Origin of the sequence: Novosphingobium sp. UBA6272 (assembly GCF_002440635.1) — a bacterium.
Classification (GTDB): Bacteria; Pseudomonadota; Alphaproteobacteria; order Sphingomonadales; family Sphingomonadaceae; genus Novosphingobium.
The window spans coordinates 1-22,596 of the sequence record NZ_DJUW01000028.1 but is presented as its reverse complement, the minus strand read 5'-3'; the positions used below and the strand labels follow the sequence as shown (position 1 = coordinate 22,596).

At 63.5% G+C, this 22,596-nt stretch carries 29 protein-coding genes; 11 read left to right on the top strand and 18 right to left on the bottom strand.

Annotated features, from left to right (window positions below; genetic code table 11):
• Nucleotides 1-13 precede the first annotated feature (13 nt).
• Nucleotides 14-439: a VOC family protein gene (locus B2V17_RS13080; RefSeq protein ID WP_292998390.1), complete on the top strand. Its 426-nt coding sequence runs from the start codon at nt 14-16 to the stop codon at nt 437-439.
• A 341-nt stretch (nt 440-780) separates the two neighbouring features.
• Here the strand turns inward: B2V17_RS13080 and B2V17_RS13075 are convergent, their stop codons facing one another.
• From B2V17_RS13075 to B2V17_RS13045, 7 genes are all read right to left on the bottom strand, one after another.
• Complete coding sequence (locus B2V17_RS13075) at nt 781-1,107, bottom strand: GIY-YIG nuclease family protein (RefSeq protein ID WP_292998388.1); 327 nt, start codon at nt 1,105-1,107, stop codon at nt 781-783.
• A 177-nt stretch (nt 1,108-1,284) separates the two neighbouring features.
• Entirely contained in the window at nt 1,285-1,923 is a 639-nt protein-coding gene (yihA, locus tag B2V17_RS13070; RefSeq protein WP_292998386.1) for a ribosome biogenesis GTP-binding protein YihA/YsxC, read from the bottom strand.
• Nucleotides 1,924-1,926: 3 nt separating this feature from the next.
• Nucleotides 1,927-3,711 carry a membrane protein insertase YidC gene (gene yidC, locus B2V17_RS13065; protein WP_292998384.1) on the bottom strand — a complete coding sequence of 595 codons (1,785 nt, stop codon included), beginning with the start codon at nt 3,709-3,711 and terminating at the stop codon, nt 1,927-1,929.
• Nucleotides 3,712-3,767: 56 nt separating this feature from the next.
• Nucleotides 3,768-3,977: a membrane protein insertion efficiency factor YidD gene (gene yidD / locus B2V17_RS13060; RefSeq protein ID WP_292998382.1), complete on the bottom strand. Its 210-nt coding sequence runs from the start codon at nt 3,975-3,977 to the stop codon at nt 3,768-3,770.
• A 178-nt stretch (nt 3,978-4,155) separates the two neighbouring features.
• Nucleotides 4,156-4,506 carry a ribonuclease P protein component gene (rnpA, locus tag B2V17_RS13055; RefSeq protein WP_292998380.1) on the bottom strand — a complete coding sequence of 117 codons (351 nt, stop codon included), beginning with the start codon at nt 4,504-4,506 and terminating at the stop codon, nt 4,156-4,158.
• Between the two features lie 14 nt (nt 4,507-4,520).
• Entirely contained in the window at nt 4,521-4,655 is a 135-nt protein-coding gene (gene rpmH, locus B2V17_RS13050) for a 50S ribosomal protein L34 (protein WP_039388288.1), read from the bottom strand.
• A 245-nt stretch (nt 4,656-4,900) separates the two neighbouring features.
• Nucleotides 4,901-5,578, bottom strand: coding sequence for an alpha/beta hydrolase (locus tag B2V17_RS13045; protein ID WP_292998378.1), 678 nt, complete (start codon nt 5,576-5,578; stop codon nt 4,901-4,903).
• Between the two features lie 147 nt (nt 5,579-5,725).
• Between B2V17_RS13045 and B2V17_RS13040 the strand changes: the two genes are divergently transcribed.
• Nucleotides 5,726-7,234, top strand: a complete 1,509-nt coding sequence (locus B2V17_RS13040) for a YifB family Mg chelatase-like AAA ATPase (protein ID WP_292998749.1) — start codon at nt 5,726-5,728, stop codon at nt 7,232-7,234.
• 35 nt (nt 7,235-7,269) lie between these two features.
• On the opposite strand, the gene B2V17_RS13035 is transcribed toward B2V17_RS13040, so the two are convergent.
• Nucleotides 7,270-7,698: a hypothetical protein gene (locus B2V17_RS13035; protein WP_292998376.1), complete on the bottom strand. Its 429-nt coding sequence runs from the start codon at nt 7,696-7,698 to the stop codon at nt 7,270-7,272.
• Between the two features lie 232 nt (nt 7,699-7,930).
• Nucleotides 7,931-8,446 (bottom strand): winged helix-turn-helix transcriptional regulator, encoded by a 516-nt coding sequence (locus B2V17_RS13030; RefSeq protein ID WP_292998374.1) that lies wholly within the window; start codon nt 8,444-8,446, stop codon nt 7,931-7,933.
• Nucleotides 8,447-8,643: 197 nt separating this feature from the next.
• Between B2V17_RS13030 and B2V17_RS13025 the strand changes: the two genes are divergently transcribed.
• The 3 genes from B2V17_RS13025 to B2V17_RS13015 all read left to right on the top strand — a co-directional run bounded on the left by B2V17_RS13025 (nt 8,644) and on the right by B2V17_RS13015 (nt 10,253).
• The gene (locus tag B2V17_RS13025; protein WP_292998372.1) at nt 8,644-8,988 is read left to right on the top strand and encodes a CC_3452 family protein; all 345 of its coding nucleotides are present in this window, start codon (nt 8,644-8,646) and stop codon (nt 8,986-8,988) included.
• A gap of 165 nt (nt 8,989-9,153) precedes the next feature.
• A complete protein-coding gene (locus B2V17_RS13020; RefSeq protein ID WP_292998370.1) occupies nt 9,154-10,083 on the top strand; it encodes an IS1595 family transposase in 930 nt (309 codons plus the stop codon).
• Nucleotides 10,080-10,253, top strand: coding sequence for a hypothetical protein (locus B2V17_RS13015; RefSeq protein WP_292998368.1), 174 nt, complete (start codon nt 10,080-10,082; stop codon nt 10,251-10,253). The genes B2V17_RS13020 and B2V17_RS13015 overlap by 4 nt, the downstream gene beginning before the upstream one ends.
• 327 nt (nt 10,254-10,580) lie before the next feature.
• Here the strand turns inward: B2V17_RS13015 and B2V17_RS13010 are convergent, their stop codons facing one another.
• The 4 genes from B2V17_RS13010 to galE form a co-directional block, all read right to left on the bottom strand.
• On the bottom strand, nt 10,581-11,261 hold the full coding sequence (locus tag B2V17_RS13010; RefSeq protein WP_292998366.1) for a hypothetical protein: 681 nt from the start codon (nt 11,259-11,261) through the stop codon (nt 10,581-10,583).
• 233 nt (nt 11,262-11,494) lie between these two features.
• Nucleotides 11,495-12,106, bottom strand: a complete 612-nt coding sequence (locus tag B2V17_RS13005; RefSeq protein WP_292998364.1) for an HAD family hydrolase — start codon at nt 12,104-12,106, stop codon at nt 11,495-11,497.
• Nucleotides 12,107-12,209: 103 nt separating this feature from the next.
• A complete protein-coding gene (ykgO, locus tag B2V17_RS13000; RefSeq protein WP_004210176.1) occupies nt 12,210-12,335 on the bottom strand; it encodes a type B 50S ribosomal protein L36 in 126 nt (41 codons plus the stop codon).
• Between the two features lie 68 nt (nt 12,336-12,403).
• Nucleotides 12,404-13,411 carry a UDP-glucose 4-epimerase GalE gene (gene galE / locus B2V17_RS12995; protein WP_292998362.1) on the bottom strand — a complete coding sequence of 336 codons (1,008 nt, stop codon included), beginning with the start codon at nt 13,409-13,411 and terminating at the stop codon, nt 12,404-12,406.
• 141 nt (nt 13,412-13,552) lie between these two features.
• Between galE and B2V17_RS12990 the strand changes: the two genes are divergently transcribed.
• The 3 genes from B2V17_RS12990 (at nt 13,553) to B2V17_RS12980 (ending at nt 16,034) form a co-directional block, all read left to right on the top strand.
• On the top strand, nt 13,553-14,236 hold the full coding sequence (locus B2V17_RS12990; protein WP_292998360.1) for a hypothetical protein: 684 nt from the start codon (nt 13,553-13,555) through the stop codon (nt 14,234-14,236).
• A 98-nt stretch (nt 14,237-14,334) separates the two neighbouring features.
• Nucleotides 14,335-14,907 carry a DUF4136 domain-containing protein gene (locus B2V17_RS12985; protein ID WP_324474254.1) on the top strand — a complete coding sequence of 191 codons (573 nt, stop codon included), beginning with the start codon at nt 14,335-14,337 and terminating at the stop codon, nt 14,905-14,907.
• On the top strand, nt 14,904-16,034 hold the full coding sequence (locus B2V17_RS12980; protein ID WP_292998356.1) for a M14 family metallopeptidase: 1,131 nt from the start codon (nt 14,904-14,906) through the stop codon (nt 16,032-16,034). The genes B2V17_RS12985 and B2V17_RS12980 overlap by 4 nt, the downstream gene beginning before the upstream one ends.
• A gap of 27 nt (nt 16,035-16,061) precedes the next feature.
• Here B2V17_RS12980 and B2V17_RS12975 read toward each other — a convergent pair whose 3' ends face one another.
• Genes B2V17_RS12975 through B2V17_RS12965 form a run of 3 tightly spaced genes read right to left on the bottom strand, consistent with a single transcriptional unit; the run spans nt 16,062 to nt 17,681 of the window.
• Nucleotides 16,062-16,490, bottom strand: a complete 429-nt coding sequence (locus tag B2V17_RS12975; protein ID WP_292998354.1) for a cytidine deaminase — start codon at nt 16,488-16,490, stop codon at nt 16,062-16,064.
• Nucleotides 16,487-17,182 carry a glycoside hydrolase family 25 protein gene (locus B2V17_RS12970; RefSeq protein WP_292998352.1) on the bottom strand — a complete coding sequence of 232 codons (696 nt, stop codon included), beginning with the start codon at nt 17,180-17,182 and terminating at the stop codon, nt 16,487-16,489. The genes B2V17_RS12975 and B2V17_RS12970 overlap by 4 nt, the downstream gene beginning before the upstream one ends.
• Nucleotides 17,183-17,198: 16 nt before the next feature.
• On the bottom strand, nt 17,199-17,681 hold the full coding sequence (locus tag B2V17_RS12965; protein ID WP_292998350.1) for a UPF0262 family protein: 483 nt from the start codon (nt 17,679-17,681) through the stop codon (nt 17,199-17,201).
• A gap of 136 nt (nt 17,682-17,817) precedes the next feature.
• Here B2V17_RS12965 and B2V17_RS12960 point away from each other — a divergent pair, with 136 nt between their 5' ends.
• Entirely contained in the window at nt 17,818-19,332 is a 1,515-nt protein-coding gene (locus B2V17_RS12960) for a replicative DNA helicase (protein ID WP_292998348.1), read from the top strand.
• Nucleotides 19,333-19,427: 95 nt separating this feature from the next.
• The gene (rpoZ, locus tag B2V17_RS12955; protein WP_292998346.1) at nt 19,428-19,772 is read left to right on the top strand and encodes a DNA-directed RNA polymerase subunit omega; all 345 of its coding nucleotides are present in this window, start codon (nt 19,428-19,430) and stop codon (nt 19,770-19,772) included.
• A 69-nt stretch (nt 19,773-19,841) separates the two neighbouring features.
• Here the strand turns inward: rpoZ and B2V17_RS12950 are convergent, their stop codons facing one another.
• Nucleotides 19,842-20,216: a hypothetical protein gene (locus B2V17_RS12950; protein ID WP_292998344.1), complete on the bottom strand. Its 375-nt coding sequence runs from the start codon at nt 20,214-20,216 to the stop codon at nt 19,842-19,844.
• 85 nt (nt 20,217-20,301) lie between these two features.
• On the opposite strand from B2V17_RS12950, the gene B2V17_RS12945 reads away from it, so the two are divergent.
• The gene (locus B2V17_RS12945; protein ID WP_292998342.1) at nt 20,302-21,378 is read left to right on the top strand and encodes a DUF3667 domain-containing protein; all 1,077 of its coding nucleotides are present in this window, start codon (nt 20,302-20,304) and stop codon (nt 21,376-21,378) included.
• A 12-nt stretch (nt 21,379-21,390) separates the two neighbouring features.
• Here B2V17_RS12945 and B2V17_RS12940 read toward each other — a convergent pair.
• Nucleotides 21,391-22,596, bottom strand: a 1,206-nt coding sequence (locus tag B2V17_RS12940) for an ATP-dependent metallopeptidase FtsH/Yme1/Tma family protein (RefSeq protein WP_292998340.1), incomplete at its 5' end; no start/stop codon positions are given.

Below are 22,596 nucleotides of genomic sequence, written 5' to 3'. Positions count from 1 at the left end.
AGTCTGAACAACCATGAGCCTGCGCCCCTTCCACCTCGCCTTTCCGGTCCACGATCTTGCCGCGGCGCGCGCCTTCTGGGGCGGGGTGATCGGCTGCAGCGAAGGGCGCTCGTCCGATAGCTGGATCGATTTCGATTTCTACGGCCACCAGATCGTCGCCCATTGCACCGGTCAGCGCGCCGACGATGCCGGAAACAATCCGGTCGACGGCCATGGCGTACCGGTGCCGCACTTTGGGATCGTCCTGGAGCTGGAGATGGCGGACTGGAAGGCGCTGGCCGCGCGGCTCAGGGCCGCGGGCACCAAGTTCGAGATCGAACCCTACGTGCGCTTCAAGGGCCAGGCCGGCGAACAGGCCACGATGTTCTTCCGCGACCCCAGCGGCAACGCAATCGAGATGAAGGCCTTCGCCGATCTGGGGCAATTGTTTGCTAAGTAGGCGGCGATCAGCAGTAGAGTAAGGGCCGAGGTGTGAGCAGATTCGAACGAGCCAAACAGATCAGGCCACTCGGCATTATCGCCATACTGGTGTCGCTTGCAGGCTTCCTCTCGCTAAACCATTATTTGATATACGGAAGTATGATTACCATGGGTCTGCTCTCACGCTTCATTTTATGCGAGCAATGCAAGGGTATTTACCTCGAACGACCATTGCGATGGCTGATTAGCGGGCAAGGCGAAGGCAAGTGTGTGAAATGCGGACATCATAACTAGGACAGATGAGCGGTAGCCAACCGCACTCAAACATTCACGTCGCCCCGTGCTTGACACGGGGCTTGGCTAGCTTTCGGCGTCACCTTCCGACGCTACCTCGTTCGGATACCACAGGTCCCACAAATCCAGCCAGTCCGGGTTTTCCTTTTCGATCAGCGCGAATTTCCATTCACGGCGCCATTTCTTGACCAACTTCTCGCGCGCGATCGCGGGCTCGATCTCCGCGTGGCGCTCGGCATAGACCAGCCGCTTTTTGTTGAAGTCCGCGACATGAATCGATCCTGTGCCTTCGCGGTGATGCCACACGCGCCGGATCAGATCGGAGGTGACGCCCACATAGGTCCCGCCCCGATAGCGGTTCGACATGATGTAGACCCAGCCGCCCTTTTCCATTTGCACCCCATGTCAAACGCGATGCCGCAAGGAAATCCAAGCCCCGTGTCAAGCACGGGGCGACGGAGTTATTTGTTGAGACGTGGGTCCGCTTTCCCCGACTTAGTGGCCATTCCCAACTGCAAGTGAAACCGCATGGAGCGGTCATCCATTCACTTGGAAATTTGCCAACGAGGCCTAAACCGCCGCATCCTCCAGCACCGCCGCGCGCAGTTCGGCAATCCCCATGCCCTTTTCGGCCGAGGTGACGTGGACCACCGGATAGGCCGCTGAGTGCTTGCGCGCCTCGACCTGGGTCGCGGCCAGAACCGCCTCCAGTTCGCTGGCCTTGATCTTGTCGGCCTTGGTCAGCACCAGCCGGTAACCGACCGCGGCTTCGTCGAGCATCTTGAGCATCTCGCGGTCGACGTCTTTCACCCCGTGGCGGCTGTCGATCAGCACCAGGGTGCGCTTGAGCACCACCCGCCCGCGCAGGAAATCGCGGATCAGGCGGCGCCAGTTCTCGACCACCTTGAGCGGGGCCTTGGCATAACCATAGCCCGGCATGTCGACCAGCCGCAGCCGGGTCGGCTCGCCCACCTCGAAGAAGTTGAGCTCCTGCGTCCGCCCCGGCGTGACCGAGGCGCGGGCGATCGACTTGCGCCCGGTGATCGCGTTGAGCAGGCTGCTCTTGCCCACGTTTGATCGCCCGGCGAAGGCAATCTCGGGCGCGTCCGGCTCGGGCAGGAACTTCAGCGCCGGGGCGCTGAGCAGGAACTCGACGCGCCCTGCGAAAAGCTTGCGCGCCGACTCGGTCAGGTCTGGTTCGTCAGTCACCGGTCACTTGCCGCGGGCCTGGGCCCGTTTGGCATCCTCGGCATCCTTATCGGCCTGCACTTTCAGGGCCGGATGCTTAGAATAGAGGTAGGCCTGCTGGGCGATGGTCAGCAGGTTGTTGGTGATCCAGTAAAGCAGCAGCCCGGCTGCGAAGGGTGCCATGACGAACATCATCATCCACGGCATGATCGCGAAGACCTGCTGCTGGACAGGATCCATCTGCGCCGGGTTAAGCTTGAACTGCAGCCACATGGTGATGCCGAGCAGCAGCGCGAGCACGCCGATGCCGAGGAAGCTGGGCACGTCGAACGGCAGCAAACCGAACAGGTTGAGGATGTGCAGCGGATCGGGTGCGGACAGGTCCTTGATCCACAGCGCGAACGGCTGGTGGCGCATTTCGACCGAGACGATCAGGGTCTTGTAGAGCGCGAAGAACACCGGGATCTGCAGGAAGATTGGCAGACAGCCCGCCAGCGGGTTGACGCCTTCCTGCTTGTACAGCGCCATGATTTCCTGCTGCTGCTTCTGCTTGTCGTCCTTGTAGCGATCCTGCAGCGCCTTCATCTTCGGCTGGATCGCCTTCATCGCCGCCATGCTGGCAAACTGCTTCTGCGATACCGGGAACATGATCCCCTTGACGATTACGGTCAGCAGCATGATCGCCACGCCGAAATTGCCGACCGCGTCGAACAGGCTCTTGAGCAGCCAGAAGATGGGCTTTTCGAACCAGCGGAACCAGCCCCAGTCGATCGCCAGGCCGAAGTTCGGAATGCCCGCCGCCTCATAACGATCGAGGACTTCGGTTTCCTTGGCACCGGCAAACAGCTTGGTCACGCGGCTGCTCTGCTGGCCCGGTGCGATCGCGACCTGCGGATAGAACAGGTTGGCCAGGAAGATCCCGCCCCCCAGGCTGCGGAAATCGCTGGTCGCGCCGGCCTTTTCCGGGATCAGCGTGCTCATCCAGTAGATGTCGGTGAACCCGATCCAGTTGGGGTTGCCCTGGTTGGTTACCGTGTTGGCTTCCGCCAGGTCCTTGTAGTCGGGCCCGAACGAGACGGTTTCATCGAATGCGCCGAACGGTCCGGCGTGGACATTGAAGCTGTCGACCGCAGCGGTCTTGTCGGTGCGGTTGAGCTGCGCGACCGGCTTGACTGCAACCGGCGCGGGGCCGGCGTTGCTGATCCCCTGGGTGACGGTCAGCATGTAGTCGGCGTCGATCGCATAGGTCAGGGTAAAGGTCTGTCCGCTGCCATTGTTCCAGCTGATCGTGACCGGGCTTTGCGGGGTCAGCTTGGCTCCGGCGGGAGCGGTCCAGACCGTCTGCGCGTTGGGCAGGGCGATAGCCGGGACGCCGTCGCCCATGGTCCAGCCGAACTGCGCGAATTGCTGGGCCGGAGTGCCGGCGGGGGAATAGATCCGCTGCGCGCCCTGCGCCGCGTCAAGCGTGGCGGTATGGCGGTTGGCCGACAGGTCATCGAGCATCCCGCCGACCAGATTGATCGAACCCGACAGGCCGGGGGCTTCGATCCTGACCCGGGCCGGGCTGGCCAGCGCGGTCTTGATGTCCTTTGCTTCCAGCGCAATGTCGGCCGGATTGGTCAGCCCGCCCTCGCGGGTTTTCTTGACTGCGTCGCTGGCCGCCGGGGTTGGGGCGGCACTGGCGGTTGCGGCCGGCTTGGGCGCGTGTGCGTTGGGGTAGAAATACCGCATCGCCTGGTCCCAGCCGAGCAGGATCGTCACGGTCAGGATCCCGGCCAGGATCATGTTGCGGTAATTCTGGTTGTCCACTGGGGGCCCCTGCTTGGAAAATCGTTCTAGGTCAGATGGGGTGGGTTCGGTGCCGATCAAGGCACCGGGTCATAACCATGCCCACCCCATGGGTGGCAGCGCAATATACGCTTCAGGGCCAACCAGCCACCCTTAATCGTGCCATGCTTGTCGAGCGCCTCGATCGCATACTGCGAGCACGACGGGGCATAGCGGCAGGTAGGCGGAAGGACCCGCGATGGACCGAGTTGCCAGCCCCGCGCAATCAGGATCAGCAGGCGTTTCATCTTTGATCGTTCACGCAGAGGCGCAGAGAAGAAGTGGAGTCACGGAGATGCTGTGCCTGCGGCGAAGCCGCTCTTAATCCCTGCGCCGCGCCAAACGCAGCAGTACGAATTGCAAGCGGCTTCGCCGCAAGAGCCACTCGTCTACGCCTCTCCTTGATCTCTGCGCCTCTGCGTGAATTCATTTTCTCTTCCTCGGCGGATCGCCCTTGCCCTCGGCGGCGCGGGACAAGGCCATGGCCAGTTCCTCGCGCAGCTTGGCGAAATCGCGCTCCACCCCGCCTTCGCGGCCGATCAGTACGTGATCGTGTGCCGGCAGGCCGGCTTGCGGCAGCAGTTCGCGCAGCAGCGCGCGGAACCGGCGCTTCATCCGGTTGCGGACCACCGCGTTGCCGATCTTCTTGGTAACGGTGATGCCCCAGCGCATCTCATCCAGCCCGTTGGGCCGGGCCAGCAACACAAAACCGGGACGTGCGATCCGCAAGCCCCGGTTTGCTGCTAGGAAATCGGCCCTTTTGGTCAGGACCGACATCGTCTGGCTTTCGCTCAGGCGGAGAGCTTCTTGCGGCCGCGGGCGCGGCGGGCACGAAGCACCTTGCGGCCACCAACGGTAGCCGTGCGGGCGCGGAAGCCGTGACGGCGGGCGCGGACAAGGCGGCTGGGCTGGAAGGTACGCTTCATTTCAAAACCTCAGAAATCTGTTTGTGTGCGGGGCAAAGCCCGGATCAGAGGCGCGCCGTTACAAGGGGTGCCGGTATGAGTCAATAGATGAGTCCCTTGTTTGGTGCGCCAATCGCCTCCGCGATTGGCTTGCAACGCCGGCCCGCTCCCCCGGCCCAACCACCCACAGGGCAACCTTTAACGGGTGGTTGGGCAGGGGGAGCGGGCGGGCGTTGCAAAGGACAGGGTGGAGGCCCTGTCCGCACTCAATCAAGAGCCACCCATTGGCGCATGTCTGCGGCGGTCAGCCACTTGGCATCGGAGAACGGCACCGAATTGGTCATCGCGTAAAACGCGCGGGCTTGGGGATCGGGCAGGCCCATTTCCCGGTAGTAATCCAGGTAAGCGCGATTCTCCGGGGCATCAGCGGAATAGTCGGTCGCCTCGCGGCCGTCTTCGTCGACCCAGGCATGGACCGCGAACTCGGCGCCGGGCTCGGCAATCCGCCGCTCACCGGCCAGAAACAGTTCAACCCCGCCCGAGCGGACCGAGCCGCCGGCCGGGACATAGGTGGTCATCCCCCGGGCGCGGATCATCCGCCCCAGCTTCAGGTTGGCGCGGTCGTCCTCGGTGCCGGGGACGTCGATCATCTCGATCCGGGCGATCCCGGGATAGGCCTTGACCATCGCCGCGAACTGGGCCGGGCTGGCGCTGTCGGTCACGTCGACCATTGCCGCGCGGGTCCCGTCGAGCACCACGAACGGGCCGAACCGCGCGATCCCCTTGGGAATCGCCACCGGCGCAACGCCAACGGCGCGTTCCGAGCCGCCCTCGTCGACATATTCGGTGACCTCGACCGTTTCCTCGATCACCACGCGTTCGCGCGCCGTGGCCGGCTGGGCCAGGGCGAGAAGCGAAAGCAGCAGGATGATCAAGCGGCGCATGCGACCCTATTCGGCCTGCGCCCCTTACCGCCTTGCCAAGGCAGCAGGTTAAATAGGGGTTAACGCCAATTTGGTTCTATCGGCTCGACAAGCGCTGCGCCAGGCGGCATCACCCAAGTATTCGCACTTAAGAGCGTGGAGATTTACTTGGTCGCGCTGGTTCAGACGGTTGCCTATTTGGGGCTGGAGGCAAGATCTGTCGAAGTACAGTGCCAGATCGCGCCCGGCATGCCGCGCTTCAATCTGGTCGGCCTGCCTGACAAGGCGATCAACGAAAGCAAGGAACGGGTCCATTCGGCGCTGAGCGCGATGGGGCTGTCGCTTCCGCCCAAGCGGATCACCATCAACCTTTCCCCTGCCGACCTGCCCAAGGAAGGCTCGCATTATGACTTGCCGATCGCGCTGGCGCTGCTCGCGGCGATGGGAGTGACCGATGCCGAGCAGCTTGGCGATTACGTCGCGGTGGGGGAACTGGCGCTCGATGGACGGATCGTCGCTTCGCCGGGGGTGCTGCTCGCCGCGCTGCATGCCAGCGCGCAGGACCTGACCCTGATCTGCCCGGCGGTGCAAGGCAGCGAAGCAGCCTGGGCGAACGGCGTGGCCGTGGTCCCGGCGCCGAACCTGGTCAGCCTGCTCAATCACCTCAAGGGCACCCAGCAATTGCCGCAGCCCAAGCCGGGTGAGGCGGAGGAGCCGGGCCACGGGCCCGACCTCAAGCAGGTCAAGGGGCAGGAGACCGCCAAGCGCGCCCTCGAAATCGCCGCCGCCGGCGGGCACAATCTGCTGATGATCGGGCCGCCGGGGGCGGGAAAGAGCCTGCTGGCCTCGTGCCTGCCAGGGATCCTCCCGCCGCTGACTCCGGCCGAGGCGCTGGAGGTGTCGATGGTTGCCTCGGTCGCGGGCACGCTGGAGGAAGGGCGGATCAGCCGAACCCGGCCGTTCCGCTCACCACACCATTCGGCCTCGATGGCGGCGCTGACCGGCGGCGGACTGCGGGTGCGGCCGGGCGAGGTCAGCCTGGCGCACCTTGGCGTGCTGTTCCTGGATGAACTGCCCGAATTCCAGCGCGCGGTGCTCGATTCGCTGCGCCAGCCGCTCGAGACAGGCGTGGTCGATGTCGCCCGGGCCAATGCCCACGTCACCTTCCCTGCACGGGTCCAGCTGATCGCGGCAATGAACCCGTGTCGCTGCGGGCACCTCGGCGATCCGGCGCTCGGCTGTTCCCGCGCGCCGCGTTGCGCGGCCGATTACCAAAGCAAGGTCTCCGGCCCGATGCTCGACCGGATCGACCTGCATGTCGAGGTTGACCCGGTCAGCGCCGCCGACCTCGCCCTGCCGCCTCCGGCCGAAGGCAGCGCCCAGGTCGCCGCGAGGGTCGCAGCCGCGCGCGCCGTCCAGACCGCGCGGATGGCGGGGACGGGGCGGCGCAGCAATGCCGAGCTCGATGGCGATCTGCTGGAACAGCACGGCACTCCGGACGAACCGGGCCGCAAGCTGCTGCTGCAGGCAGCCGAAGCCATGCGGCTATCGGCGCGCGGCTATACTCGGATGCTGCGCGTCGCGCGGACCATCGCCGATCTGGCGGGGAGCGAAGGGGTGGGGCGGATCCACGTGGCCGAGGCGCTGAGCTATCGGCGGGTGGCGCCTAGGGCTTGAGGGCTCAAGCGATTGACGTAATTGAAGCTAGATTGTCATCGCATTTTCAGCCGTGTGCATTGGCCGCGATAGACGAGCGCAGTGTCGTTTATCGTTGCAATTTCAATATATTCGCCTTCGGCCGATACTTTCATTAGCAGCCCATGCTTCGGCAAAGAAATCTCGGTCCATATTCCTGAATAAGACACCTCAGGCTGATAGCTGTCGCACCCTTTTAAATCGCATCGTTGGTAGACTCCCTTTGGTTCCCAACGAACGGTAACGACCGGCTCACTCATTTTGCAACCATCTGCACCACAAGCATCCAAACGAGCCGGTTTGCACTCCAAGGCGACAACATCTTGCCAAGTGGTTTCATTGACTGCCGCTACGTCCAAGCGGTCCTTGATGGGCACGGGATTTGGTTTAGCGTGATCGCAGCCCAACAGCAACAAAAGTACGATCAAGATTGGTGACGACTTCATTGCCGCAGACTGCCAACGAATCAAGCGTCCTGTAAAGGGCTCATAGTCCGAGCCAAAAAAGCAAAATCGTCACCCTGAACTTGTTTCAGGGCCCATCGTGCCACCAGGCCCAATGTGTCAGTTCATAAGCTAGACCGAGAGGCCGGTTGCTACACAGCACTCCAGATTTGGTGGCGAAATGGGTCCTGAAACGAGTTCAGGATGACGGTGGAAGAAAGTGTAGCTCTTCCGCTCACCGCAGCACGTTCAGCGCCGGCCTGACCACCTCGTCCTCGTACTCCACCCGCGCCTTGCCGACGTCGGCGGATTCGCGCCATTCGAGCTCCTTGGGGCCGAGCACGCGGCCGTCGTGGGCGTGGATGCCGATCGGGGCGATCGGCAAGCCGTCGCGCTCGTCGCACAGCACCGGGTTGTTGGGCACGCCGCAGCCGTACTTTTCGCCCCACTGGCGCAGCGCCAGCATGGCGGGGAGCAGGTCGAGCCCCTTTTCGGTCAGGCGGTATTCGATCTTGCGGCGATCATCGGGCATATGCTCACGCTTCATGATCCCGTGTTCGACCAGCCGGGCGAGGCGATTCGAGAGGATGTTGCGGGCGATTCCCAGCGCGCCAAGGTATTCCTCAAAATGGTGCAGGCCGTTGAAGGCTGCGCGCAGGATCATGAAGCTCCAGCGTTCGCCCATCACCTCAAGCGCGGCGGGAAGCCCGCAGTTCTGCATATCATTGAGCGGTTCGTGCAATTTACCCATCAGTCGTTCCCCATACCCGCGAGAGCTGTAACCGATTCTCGCTTCGCCACCGACAAAAAAATCTTTGCTGCGGTGCACAGTTTTCAGTTGCAACTTAATACCTATCGTAATAGGTAGTGATTCGCAACGCAAATCGAGTCTTCCCCTCCCAGGACCCCTTCGATCCCTGCGTGCCAGACCCAAGGGGAGTTTAGAAAATGACTTTGACCAACACGCACAGCACCGTCCGCACCGCCGTTCTTGCCGGCCTCGCCCTGTTCGGCACCGTTGCCAGCTTCTCGGCCACCGTTTCGCCGGCTGAGGCCGCCGCGCCGCGCTATACCGCCAAGCTGAGCACAGCGCTCGAAGCTCCGGCCAAGAAGGTCGTCAATGGCGTCGTCTGGAACTGCGCCGGCGATACCTGCACCGGCGCCGTCGACGGTGCCCGCCCCGCCAACACCTGCGCCAAGGTCGTGAAGGCCTTTGGCAAGGTTGCAACCTTCGCCACCCCGAAGGGCGAACTCAGCGCTGAAGATCTTCAGAGCTGCAACGGCGCCGCCTGAGCCGCCGGACCCGAAAGGGTCCGAAGGGCCGCGCCCCCCACCCTTATCAAGCGGCCCCAGGCACTCCTCAACAGCCCCCTCCGCCCCTCGTCGCAAGACGGGGGGCTTTTTTTGAGACTTATATACATGCTTGACCCAAATTGGAAGGCATGCTAATCAGGCTGCATGAGCAAGAAACCCGCCATGCAGCAGTTCGACACCATCCTTCAAATGATGGCCGCGCTCCCCGATGAACAGGCCGCAATCGACCACTTCACGGCGATCCGCTGGAAGAACGGGGCGTTCTGCCCGCACTGCCAATCGGTGAAGGTCTATCACTTCTCCGACCAGCGCACTCACAAGTGCGGCGATTGCCGGAAGCGCTTCTCGATCAAGGTTGGCACCATCTTTGAGGACAGTAAGATCCCGCTGCGGTCTTGGATGCTGGCGATCTGGCTGATTACGTCGCACAAGAAGGGCATCGCAAGCACCCAACTCGCCAAGGATATCGGCGTCACTCAAAAGACCGCTTGGTTCATGACCCACCGGCTGCGCTACGCGATCAAAACCCAGTCGTTCAATCGCCCGCTCGACGGCGAGGTTGAGGCCGATGAAACGTTCATCGGCGGCAAGGAAAAGAACAAGCATGCGTGGCAGCGCACGGGCGGCAAGCAGGGCGGCAAAGGCAAGGTTGCCGTGCTGGGTATGCTCGAACGCGGCGGCGAACTGCGGACCGGCGTCACACCGAACCTAAGCGCCCGCAATATTCAGACTGTGATCCGCGACAACGTGAAGACCGGCGCAGCGCTCATGACCGATGAGCATGGCGCTTTTGTTGGCCTGCAAGGTGACTACAGCCACCACCGGGTGAACCACAGCGTTGGCGAGTATGTCCGGCACTATGTCCTGCACACCAACGGGATTGAGAGCGTTTGGGCGTTGTTCAAGCGCCAGATCGTCGGGACGCATCATTTCCTTTCGCCCAAGCATCTGAACGCCTATCTTGGCGAAATGACATGGCGCTTCAATCTTCGCAGCATAGGTGAGGGCGACCGCGTGAACGCGCTGCTGGCGCAGACTGCGGGACGCCTCACCTACAAGATGCTCAAGGCATGACTGAAAAGCGGGAGAAGCCGCTAGGGCTCGATATGCCGTTCAGCGAGGCGCTGGAGCGGTTCATCGGCGTTGATCCCGCAGAGCTGCCGGAAAACGTCAAGCTGCGCCAAAAGGAGGGGCCGCCGAAGCGACCCCCAGGTGTTGCAAAGAAGGCTGCGCCCAAGCCTTAGCTAAGCGCTGCGGAAGTGCGCCCGGACGTGTTCGACACGACCAAAGCGGATGCGGTAATAAGCGCAGATGTAGACCATTGGTCCCTCCATCGCATGATGTGGGTTGCATCCGATGGCCGATGGTGCGATGATTGTTTTCCAGACAGATCGCGGGCCATCGGCCCCGGTTCGGGAAGGCCGCCCTCGGGTGGCCTTTTTCGTTTTCAGCTAAATCACGGTCCCATGTTTCGCTCCATCAGTTGCCCGGTGTGCCGGGTTGATGGAGATGTTTTGAACGGATGAAAAATCGCCGTCAAAATCTGCCGCTAATTCGCCGGATATTCGCCGCTATTCGTGGCGAGTTGCTGGTTTTCCGCGCTTTTGAGGCCCTCTTAATTCCCGCACCCATGACCTAGGAACATGATTGTCCGGGAACATCGCCTTGGCTGAGCGCTGGGCGAACGCTTCAACGGCACTTGGATGTACCGATTTGAACACCTCGTGCCAATTTGCCAATTCCTGCCTGCTGACCACTGGCTTCTCTTGTCTTTCCGTTGGCTCTGCGGGCTTGCTTGGCAATTCAGTTGACGAGTTGGCGAACCAAAATCGTATTGCAAAAAGCTTGATCCAGTTGTCGCCACTGATGCCGTATCCCTTAGCTGGGAATAGTCGCTCTCGATAACCTGTGACCCAAAAGTCGTGCACGAGTGGTGTTTCGATGCTCCAAAACCACGTTGTTACGATCAAAAAGTAGGCTTGGCTTGTCTCGCCGTCCCTACGCCAGATGGCATGCTCCGCGATTCCGACAACTCTGGCGACTTCCAACTCGCGGTGGATCTGGGTTACTGCGGTGATCGGCTCAAACGGAAACTTTGCAAGTGCCGCTTCGGGTGAAAGGCTAGCATCATAATCTGCCGGTTCTGCATATCTGAATTCTGGAATTGGGATTAGGTCAGGCGGGACAGATCTTTCAGCCATCAAAGCTCTAGCTAAGATGTCTCCCGCGCTGGTCGATTCGTCTTCCTGCATAGGTCGCGATCATGGATGGATTCCAGATTGGGTCAAGCAGGTATATAGGCCCCCTTTTTTTGGGCTCTCGCTAAGGCGCAAAGGCGCGAAAATGTTGCGCAAGCGGCGAAGCCACGCTGTTCAGGTTACTGTGACCGATGGCGCAACTCTGGGGCTGAACTCTGGGGCTGATTTAATCCGCCTGCGGCGGGTGCAACCCCTTAGCGCCTTAGCGCCTTTGCGAGAGAATATCCTCAGAGCAGCCCGCGCCGGACCAACTCAGCTTCAAGCCCGGCGGCATTCTTGAAGTGATGAGCATGCCAGCCGCAATCGCTCGCTGCGACGATGTTGTGGGCGTTGTCATCGACGAACAGCATCGCCGAGCCGGGCAGGCCAAAGCGCGTCTCGGCCAGCGCGTAGATCGCCGGATCGGGCTTGACGAGCCGCTCGACGCCCGAGATCACGATATCGCGGAAGCGCTCCAACACCGGAAAGCGCGGGGCGAATTCCGGCCAGAACTCGGCCCCGAAATTGGTGATTGCGAACAGCGGCACCCCGCGTGCGTGCAGCGCCTCGACCAGTTCCGCAGTACCGGGCACAGGGCCGGGAACCGAATCGCCGAAGTGGCTGGCATAGCGCCGGATCAGCGCCTCGTGCTGAGGAAACAGGGCGATCCGCTCGGGCACGATCTCGGCCAGCGGGCGACCGGCGTCGTGCTGGAAATGCCATTCGGGGGTGACCACGTGCTCCACGAACCAGTCGCGCTCGGCCGGATCGGGAATCAGGTCGCGGTAGATCAGCCGCAGGTCCCATTCGACCAGCACCTTGCCAATGTCGAAGACCACGGCTTCCACTCGGTCGGACACGTTCAAACCCCTGCGGTTAATACACTTTCGGCCCGCACCCCGGATGGGAGGCGGGCCGTCAGAATGCCAGCGCGGAGCCGCTCGGCCCCGCCAGCCAGGGCGCTTAGCCCTGGCGCGCCTTGAAGCGGCGGTTGGTCTTGTTGATCACATAGGTGCGCCCGCGGCGACGGATCACGCGGTTGTCGCGGTGGCGACCCTTGAGCGACTTGAGGCTGTTGCGAATCTTCATGGTTTCCTCGGGGCGGCTTGGCGCCGCTGAAATTGAAGGTGGGCCGTTAGTGGTGACTCGCGGCGAAGTCAACCGCCAGACCGCAATTCGCCGAGCTTTCGCTCCCACTGCAGCGCGTGGGCCACGATTGTATCGAGATCGGCATATTGCGGCACCCACGGCAGGGTCGCCTTGATCCGGCGGTTGTCCGAAATCAGCGAATCAGGGTCGCCGGCCCGGCGCGGGCTGAGAACGCGGGTGATCGTCTGGTTGGTGACCCGGTCGACCGCGTCGAGCACTTCGAGCACCGAATAGCCCTGGCCGTAGCCGCAATTCATGGTCAGCGACCGCTCCGGCTCGGCAATCAGGCCTTCGAGCGCAAGGACATGGGCATTGGCGAGGTCGGAAACGTGGATGTAATCGCGGACCCCGGTGCCGTCGGGGGTGTCGAAATCGGTCCCGAATACTTCGACCTTTTCGCGCTTTCCCAGGGCAGCTTCGACCGCGACCTTGATCAGGTGGGTCGCCCCGGCAGTCGATTGCCCGGTGCGGGCGCGTGGGTCGGCCCCGGCGACGTTGAAATAGCGCAGCGCACAGAAGTTGAGCGGATGCGCCGCCGCGACATCGCCCAGCATGATCTCGGTCATCAGCTTGGACATGCCATAGGGATTGATCGGCAGCTTGGGGCTGTCTTCGCTGACCGGCGAAACCTCGGGAATGCCATAGGTCGCCGCGGTCGAGCTGAAGATGAAGTGCTTGATCCCGCCGGCCACCGCAGCAGCGATCAGCGCGCGGCTTTTGGCGGTGTTGTTGTGATAGTACTTCAGCGGGTTCTCAACCGATTCGGGGACGATGATCGATCCGGCGAAATGCATCACCGCCTTGATCCCCTGTTCCGCAAAGATCCGGGCCAGCAGCGCCGGATCCTCGATGTCGCCCTGATAGAACGGCACCCCTTCGGGCACAGCCCAGCGAAAGCCGGTGGTCAGATTGTCGATCACCGAAACCGGCCAGCCGGCGTCGGCAAGGGCGAGAACGGCGTGGCTGCCGATATAACCGGCGCCGCCGGTTACCAGGACGGGACATTTCTGGGTCATGACAGGGCGATGGCCTAGCAGTGATAGCCAAGCAAGTGGTTAACGTATGCAGGCTTTTCGGTTTCGTTCATGCCCCGGCAAGGCGATAGACAGGAGAGGGCGGGAAGGGGCACATCGTTTCACCTGCCAGAGGGCCCATCCATGCAAGCATCTGCCGCCAAGCTTCTCCCCTATATCGCCGCCGGGGCGCTGACCCTGACCGGGACCGCGCTGCTGGCGCAGCCGGGTGGCTGGGGCGATCCGGGCTGGGGCATGCGCGCACCGCGCGCCGCGCCATCGCTGGAAGGCCAGATCGACGTCGCACGGTTCCGCGCCGAGGGGATCGATCAGGCGGCGCTGGTCAAGGGGCCGATCGTGGTGATCCGCATTCCGGGCGATGAAGGCGAGGAGGACCCCCGGCTGACCGCGACTTTCGAGGCGGCGGTCGAAGGTCAGCTCGTCTCGCACGGCTATCTCGCCGGGCAGGGCGGGGACAGCGCGCAGATCGCCGAGGTCCGGATCGTCCGGTCCGAGGCCGAACCGCCAGAGGAAAAGCGCAATCCGGTCAGCGGCGAGATGAGCGTCGGCGTATCCAATCGCGGCTCGATGGTTGGGATGGCGATCCATGTCGATGGCAGCAAGCCGCGCAAGGCGCTGATCGCGACCCGGCTCGAAACCCGGATCCGCGACCGCGCGACGGGCCAGGTGCTGTGGGAAGGTCGCGCCCAGCTGTTCAGCCGCGACGGAGACGAGCGCTGGGACGACGACGCGATCGCCGCGCGACTGTCCAAATCGCTGTTCGCCGGCTTTCCCGAGCGCACCGGTGAGGTGCGAGAGCGGCGCTGACCTTTGCCTGACGCTTGCATCCTGCGCTGATCGGCACCACAACGGCAGGGCTGCTCTGGAGTGAAAGGTCGCCCGAGATGAAGTGCTTGCGGATCGCCGTGTTGACTGTTGGACTTGCCGCCCTGGCCGGCTGCGTAACCCCGGTCGGCCCGGTCGAGGTCACGCGGTTCCATGCCGAGGATGTCAGTCCGCTCGGCAAGGGCACGATCGCGGTCGAACCCGCACCGGGCAGCGATGGCTCGACTCTGGAATGGCAGACTTACCGCGCTGCGGTGATGCGCCAGCTGGTCCGGGTCGGCTATACCGAAGCGGGCACAGGCGCGGGCGATCAGGTCGCGCAGTTGCGGCTGGTCCGCAGCACCTTCCAGCCCGACCGCAGCGGCAGCCCGGTCAGCGTCGGGGTCGGCGGATCGACCGGCAGCTATGGCTCGGGCCTGGGGGTCGGGATCGGGTTCGACCTGACGCCCAAGCCGAAGGCCCAGGTTTCGACCGAACTGGCGGTTTCGATCCGCGAACGCGCCAGCGGCAAGGTGCTGTGGGAAGGCCGCGCCAGCTTTACCGCCAGCACCGCCTCGCCGCTGTCCGGCACCGGCCTTGCCGCGCCGAAAATGAGCGAAGCATTGTTCCTGAACTTCCCCGGAAAATCGGGCGAAACGATCGAAGTGAAATGAGCCAGATCCTGATCGACGCGGCGTTCGACGCCGGCAATATCGAAGTCTTGTCGATCGAGGGCGCAACCGCGCACCTCGCGATCCGCAAGGATCACTTGTCGGACTTCTACCAGTGGTTCCACTTCCGCGTATCGAACTGCGCAGGGCGCGAACTGGTGCTCAAGATAACCGGGCTGGAAGGCTCCGCCTATCCGGGCGGCTGGCCGCGCTATAACGCGGCGGTCAGCGAGGACCGCGAGTTCTGGGGCCGCGCCGCCTCATCCTACGACAAGGCCGAGCAGGACGGGACGCTGACGATCCGCCATGCCCCGGCTGCGAACATCGCCTGGTTCGCCTATTTCGCGCCCTATTCGATGGAGCGGCATCACGACCTGGTCGCAGGCGCGGCCATGGCCGATGGGGTGACGCACCGGGTTCTGGGCCACAGCCTTGATGGCCAGCCGATCGACTGTCTGGAACTCGGCGAGGGCGAAAAGCAGGTCTGGCTTTATGCCCGCCAACACCCCGGCGAGACGATGGCCGAATGGTGGATGGAAGGCGCACTCGATTGCCTGACCGATCCGGCCGATCCGGTCGGACGGCGGCTGCGCCAGCTGTGCCGGTTCCACATCGTGCCCAATGCCAACCCGGACGGATCGCGGCGCGGGCACCTGCGCACCAATGCCGGCGGGATCAACCTCAACCGCGAATGGGCCGCGCCGAGCGCCGAGAAATCGCCCGAAGTGCTGGCGATCCTGAGCGCCATGGACGAAACCGGGGTCGACTTCGCAATGGACGTCCACGGCGACGAGGCGATCGCCGCAGTGTTCCTGGCCGGGTTCGAAGGCATCCCCGCGTGGAGCGCGGAGCTACAATCGGGCTATGACCGCTACAAGGCAATCCTCGCGCGGCGTACTCCCGATTTCCAGACCGCCAAGGGCTATCCGGTCGCGGGCAAGGGCAGGGCCAACCTGACGATGAGCACCAACCAGCTCGCCGAGCGCTTTGGCGCGGTCTCGATGACGCTGGAAATGCCGTTCAAGGACAACGATGACCTGCCCTGCGCCGCACAAGGCTGGTCGCCCGAACGCAGCGCGATCCTGGGGCGGGATTGTCTGGGCGCGCTGCTGGAGTGGTTGGGAGGCTAATAATCCTCCCCTTGCAGGGGAGGATTATTAGCTCAGACTTGACGGCCCAAAGCTCCGCGGCAGCAGGTCCGAGAGCACCAGTTCCAGCACGTCGTTCTCTCCAACGCACCACACCGTCGGATCGTTATCCCCCAGTGCGGCGACCTCGTTGAGGACCTGGCGGCAGCGTCCGCACGGCGTGACCGGATCGCCCGCGCCGACCGCGCCGGCCTTTCCGCCGATCACCGCGACAGCTTCCAGCCGCCCGCGCCAGTCCTCGCTCAGCGCCTTGCCGACCGCGACCGTTTCGGCACAGAGCGTCAGGCCATAGCTGGCATTCTCGACATTGGCGCCGGTCACCACCGAGCCGTCGGCAAAGCCCAGCGCGGCGCCGACGTGGAAGTTGGAATAGGGGGCATAGGCGCGGGTCGCGGCATCGCGCGCGGCGGCGATCAAACTCTCACGGGTCCAGCTCATCGCACTACCACCCAGTTGAGCGGGCCGTTCGCCGCTTCGGTCTTGAGCATCGGATTGGCACTCCACAAGGTCCAGGGCCGCCCGGCATAGTCAGGCTCGAACACGCCGCGGACCAGCCACAGATTGCGATCGATCCCGGCGGCGAGATGATAGCGGTCTTCGAATTCGGGCGAAATCTTCAGGATCGTCGGCTTGCCGGTGTGAGTCTCAATCTGGTTGAGGAAGGTCATCAACTCGCTTTCCACCGCCGCATCGCTGACCTTGACCGGGCAATCGTCGGCCAGCATGTCCAGATCGACCGCCGGAGGCAGCATGGTGCGGTCGCGCGGGACCACGGTGACGAAATTTGCCGCCTGCTTCTCGGCCGGCTGGCATGGATCATAGTGGTGCACCGCGCCGACCCGCAGCTTCGCGGTGCGGGCATCCTCCAGGTTTTTCACGAAGGCCGGATCGCGGGCAAAGGCGCTGGCCGAAGCATCGAGATAGGCAAAATTCGCCCCGACCGCCTTCAACGCCTTCCAGTCAACCACGCCATCCTCGCCCGAAACCTCGACGCCCTGCATCGGGAATTCACGGCTGTCGGGCCGCCAGTGCTGGATCGTCCACCAGCCCCACAGCCCGGCCATGATCGCCACAAGGGAGATTGCGGCGATCAGGCGCAGCCGCCAGCGGCTGGTTGCTTTGCGTGCCATCAGGTTTGCGACCCCATCACCCCCTAATATGCAGGACGCAGATCAGGGTAAAGAGCCGGCGGGCCGTGGCGAAATCGGTCTCCACTTTGCCCTCCAGCCGTTCGAGCAGCATTTCAGCCGCCTCGTTGTGGACCCCGCGGCGGGCCATGTCGATCGTTTCGATCTCGGCCGCAGTCGCCTTGCGTATCGCCTGGTAATAGGAATCGCAGATCGCGAAATATTCGCGGATCGGGCGGCGGAACCGGCCGAGACCGAGAATCAGCGTTTCAAGCTGGGCGCCGTGCTCGTCCGAAATGTCGAGCGAGAGCCGCCCGTCATCGACCGCCAGACGCAGCCGATAGGGCCCCTGGTGCCCGGCTTCCCAGGCGCGGTTGGGCTTGAAGGTGTTCTCTTCGATCAGGTCGAAGATCGCGATCCGCCGTTCCTGTTCGATATCCGCGTTGCGCCACAGAATGGTCGCTTCGTCGAGCTCGACATGGATGATGCGCGGGTCTGCCATGGCGGGCGCTTCTCGCAGATGCGGGATTCGCGGGCAAGAGTGTCATCGCCTTCCACAGCCTGTGGATGAAAATGGTTCGGACCTTGGCTCCGACACGCTTGCGCGCGGCGCGCGCCCGGCGCATTTAACAGCGCTTATGGCCGAACCGATCCCCTTTCCCCGTCCCGATGAAACTGCCGCCCGCGCGCTGCCCTCGAATGTCGAGGCCGAAGCCGCGTTTCTGGGCGCGGTGCTGATCGACAACCGGGTGATCGAGGAACTGGTTACCCCGCTCAAGCCCGAGCATTTCTTCGAGCCGATCCATGCCCGGATCTATGACCGGATCATGCAGCTGCTCGATCGCAAGGCAGTGGTCACCCCGGTCACGCTCAAGCCCTATTTCGAAGCGGACGAGGCGCTCAAGGACCTCGGCGGAGCCAGCTATCTCGCGCGGCTGACCGCCGACGGGCAGGGGCTGCTCGCCCCGCGCGAACTGGCGGGCCAGATCTATGACCTGGCCCTGCTGCGCGAACTGGTCTCGGTGGGGCGAAACCTGGTCAATTCCGCACTCGACACCTCTGAACGGGTTGAGCCTATGGAGCAGATTTCCGAGGCTGAGGCTGCGCTTTACCGTGTCTCCGAAGGGGCATCGGTTGGCAGTGAGGCGCAGTCGTTCCGCACATCGAGTCTGACCGCGATCACTCAGATTGAAAAGGCGCTGGCCTCGGGCGGGCACATCTCGGGCCTGACCACGGGTCTCGACGATCTCAACGCCAAGGTCGGCGGGCTGCACGATTCGGACCTGATCATCCTTGCCGGCCGCCCGGCCATGGGGAAGACCTCGCTTGCCACCAACATCGCATTCAACTGCGCCGAGCGCTATCTGCGCGACCTGCAGGACGGGATTGATCCGGCCAAGTCGGTCGGCGCGCCCACCGCCTTCTTCAGCCTGGAAATGAGCGCCGACCAGCTCGCCACGCGTATCCTGGCCGAACAGGCCGAGATCAGCAGCGAGCGGCTGCGCATGGGCAAGATCAGCCGCGAGGATTTCCAGCGGATCTCCTTCGCCAGCCAGCGTCTGGCCGAACTGCCGCTTTACATCGATGATACCCCGGCGCTGTCGATCGCGGCGCTGCGGACCCGGGCACGCCGGCTGAAGCGCCGCCACAACATTGGCCTGATCGTGATCGACTACCTGCAGCTGCTGCAAGGTTCGGGCCGGGCCAATGACAACCGGGTCAACGAAATCTCCGAAATCAGCCGCGGCCTCAAGACACTGGCCAAAGAGCTGGCGGTCCCGGTGATCGCGTTGTCGCAGCTCAGCCGTGCGGTCGAAAGCCGCGAGGACAAGCGGCCGCAGCTGTCGGACCTGCGCGAATCCGGCTCGATCGAGCAGGACGCCGACATGGTCTGGTTCATTTACCGCGAGGAATATTACCACAACGCCAGCAAGCCGGACGAACCGACCGAGACCAGCAGCGGCGATGCGTTGGCCAAGTACGACACCTGGATGCAGCGCCATCTGGAAGTGGTGAACAAGGCGACCGTGATCATTTCCAAGCAGCGCCACGGCTCGACCGGAAACGTCCAGCTGCACTTCCAGAGCGAATTCACCAAGTTCGGCAATCTTGCGCCCGATTCGCGTGGATATTCCGCCTACGATAACGATTGATTATCAATAGGTTATACGAATTTTCCTTGACTTGCGAATCAAGGGGCGTGTAGGCGCAGTGCCAATCCCTGCATTTTGCTGAACTGGAGTGCCCGATGGCGCGCGTTACCGTTGAAGATTGTGTCGACAAGGTCCCCAACCGGTTCGACCTCGTCCTGCTTGCTGCGCAGCGTGCGCGTGAGATTTCGGGCGGGGCGGAACTGACGATCGAACGCGATCGCGACAAGAACCCGGTGGTCGCCCTGCGCGAAATCGCCGAGCAGACCGTGCACCCGGCCAACCTCAAGGAATCGGTGGTCAGCTCGCTGCAGCGCGTCCTGCCGGATGACGATGACGAGATGGACGATGTCGGCTCGCTCAGCCAGTCGGCCGAAGCCCTGCGGATCACTGCTGCGGCCCCGGTCCGCAACACCTCGATCGGCGGCGATTACGAGGGCTGAGCCCCCGGCAATTGCCGAATGCATTGGCGGCCCGCTTCCTGATCGGAGGCGGGCCGCTTTGCGATTGGCCTAGCGGCAGGGGTAAGTGCGCGCGAAGTAGTCTCCGATCGCCTGCTTCATGCTGACCCGGGGCCGGACCGGCTCGGGATAGGTCCGCAGGTGGGCAATCAGCTTGTCCGAATTGACCCTGGTGCCCTTCGGCGGGCAGCTTGACGGTTTTCCGGCGGCCCGCTCGGCATTAAGCCGCGCGCGATAGGCCTGGCCGGCCGCTTCGCCCTCGCTCTTGAGCAGCTTGTAGTCGGACGAGAACAGCGCGGCCGGACCCTTGGCCCGCAGCGCGTCGGCCTTGGCGAGGAAGGTCGCCACGTTCATGTCGCCCGGTGCTGCGGCGAGCGGGGTGGCCAAGGCAAAGGTAGCCGCCACGGCCAATGCGAAACGCTTCATCGAAATCTCCCAAACGAATGTGCGGCTGCTGGCTTGACCGCGCCAAGCTTGCCGGACCATGAACTGCATATCAGGGGAGACGCAAATGACCAACGGCGGCGAGATTATCGGCGATATCGCCCAGGGCGCGTTGCTTTCGCGCGCGGCCGAACCGGATCACGGCGAGGGCCAGGATGGCCATACTCACGAAGCGGTCTGCCTCAACTGCGGAACCGCGCTGGTGGGCAGCCACTGCCATGCCTGCGGTCAGGCGGCGCACGTCCACCGCACGATCGGCGCATTCTTTCACGATCTGCTGCACGGCGTGTTCCACTTCGAAGGCAAGATCTGGCGGACCTTTCCGCTGCTGGTCTGGCGCCCGGGCAGGCTGACCCGCGAATACATCGATGGCCGCCGCGCCAGCTATGTCAGCCCGATCGCGCTGTTCCTGTTCGTGGTGTTCCTGACCTTTGCGGTGTTCAATTCGCTCGGCAGCCCGGTCAATTTCGATGCCAAACCCAAGGGTGAGGTCCAGACCGGCATGGCCGATGCCGAGGTCGAGGCGCTGAAGGTCCAGGCGGGGCTCGAGCAGAAGCTGGCCGATGCCCGCGCCGGCAAGGGCGGCGATGTGACCAGGCTCGAGGCAGATCTCGCCAATGCCCGCAAGGCGGTGGAAGTGATCCGTTCGGCGCGCAGCGGCAAGCTGCCCGAAACCATTGCCGAAGGGGATTTTGGCAGCTCCGCTGAAGGCGCAGAAAAGATCAACGCCGCATGGCAGCACGCGCGCGATAATCCCGAGCTGATCGCCTACAAGCTGCAGTCGAGCGCCTACAAATATGCCTGGCTGGTGATCCCGCTGTCAGTGCCGTTCATGTGGCTGCTGTTCCCGTTCAGCCGCCGCTTTCATCTGTACGATCATACCGTCTTCGTGACCTATTCGGTCAGCTTCCAGCTGATGCTGCTGGCGCTGGTCAGCGGCTTGACAGTGTGGGGCGGGCTTGGTGGTCCGTTCCCGGCCCTGTTGCTGCTCTACGCTCCGTTCCACATGTACCGACAGGCCCGCGAGACTTATGGGCTCAGCCGCTTTGGCGCATGGTGGCGCACGTGGTTTCTGGCGATCTTCGCCACGGTCGTGCTGATCCTGTTCGCCACCGGGGTTGCGCTTTACGCCGCGGCCGGCTGACCGCGCGGGGGCCTAGGCCCCCTGCGCCGCCGCTCCGGCAAACCGCTTGCCCGCCTTCGGCACCGCCGAGCCTCCGGCCGGAGGGAGCAGCGAGGGACCGGTGGGATCGGCCGGACGGTCGATCTTGCCGTTCTGTAGCAGTTCGGTGATCTCCTCGCCGGTCAGCGTCTCGTATTCGAGCAGGGCCTTGGCCAGCAAGTGCAGCTGGTCGGCGTTGTCCTTGAGGATCTGGGTGGCGCGCTTGTGCCCGCCTTCCACCAGCGCACGGATCTCCGCATCGATCAGCTTGTTGGTCTCGGCCGACTGCATGGTCCGGGCCGAGCCGCCATAGCCGAGGTAACCCTCCTGGGTTTCCTCATACTGCAGCGGGCCGAGCTTTTCCGACATGCCCCAGCGCGTAACCATGCTGCGTGCCAGCGACGTGGCGTGCTGGATATCGCTGGAAGCCCCGGACGAGACCTTGTCGTGCCCGAAGATTATTTCCTCGGCGACGCGCCCGCCCATCGCCACGGCCAGCTGGGCGTGCATCTGGTCACGGTGATAGGAATAACGGTCCCGTTCTGGCAGACGAACCACCATGCCGAGTGCGCCGCCGCGCGGGATTATCGTGGCCTTGTGGATCGGGTCCGACGCCGCCTCGTTGACCGAGACCAGCGCGTGGCCGGCCTCGTGATAGGCGGTCATCTTCTTCTCGTCGTCGGTCATCACCATCGAGCGGCGCTCGGCGCCCATCATGACCTTGTCCTTGGCGTCCTCGAACTCCTTCATCGCCACCAGGCGCTTGTTGCGCCGGGCTGCGAGCAGGGCCGCCTCGTTGACCAGGTTGGCGAGGTCCGCGCCCGAAAAGCCCGGCGTGCCGCGCGCGATCACCCGCGGGTTGACGTCGGGCGCGGTCGGGACCTTCTTCATGTGCACGGCCAGGATCTTCTCGCGGCCTTCGATGTCGGGAACCGGGACGATCACCTGGCGGTCGAACCGGCCCGGGCGCAGCAGGGCAGGATCGAGCACATCGGGGCGGTTGGTTGCGGCGATGATGATGATGCCTTCGTTGGCTTCGAACCCGTCCATTTCGACCAGCAGCTGGTTGAGGGTCTGCTCGCGCTCATCATTCGAATTGCCGAGGCCATGACCACGATGACGGCCGACCGCATCGATTTCGTCGATGAAGACGATGCAGGGGGCATTCTTCTTGGCCTGCTCGAACATGTCGCGCACGCG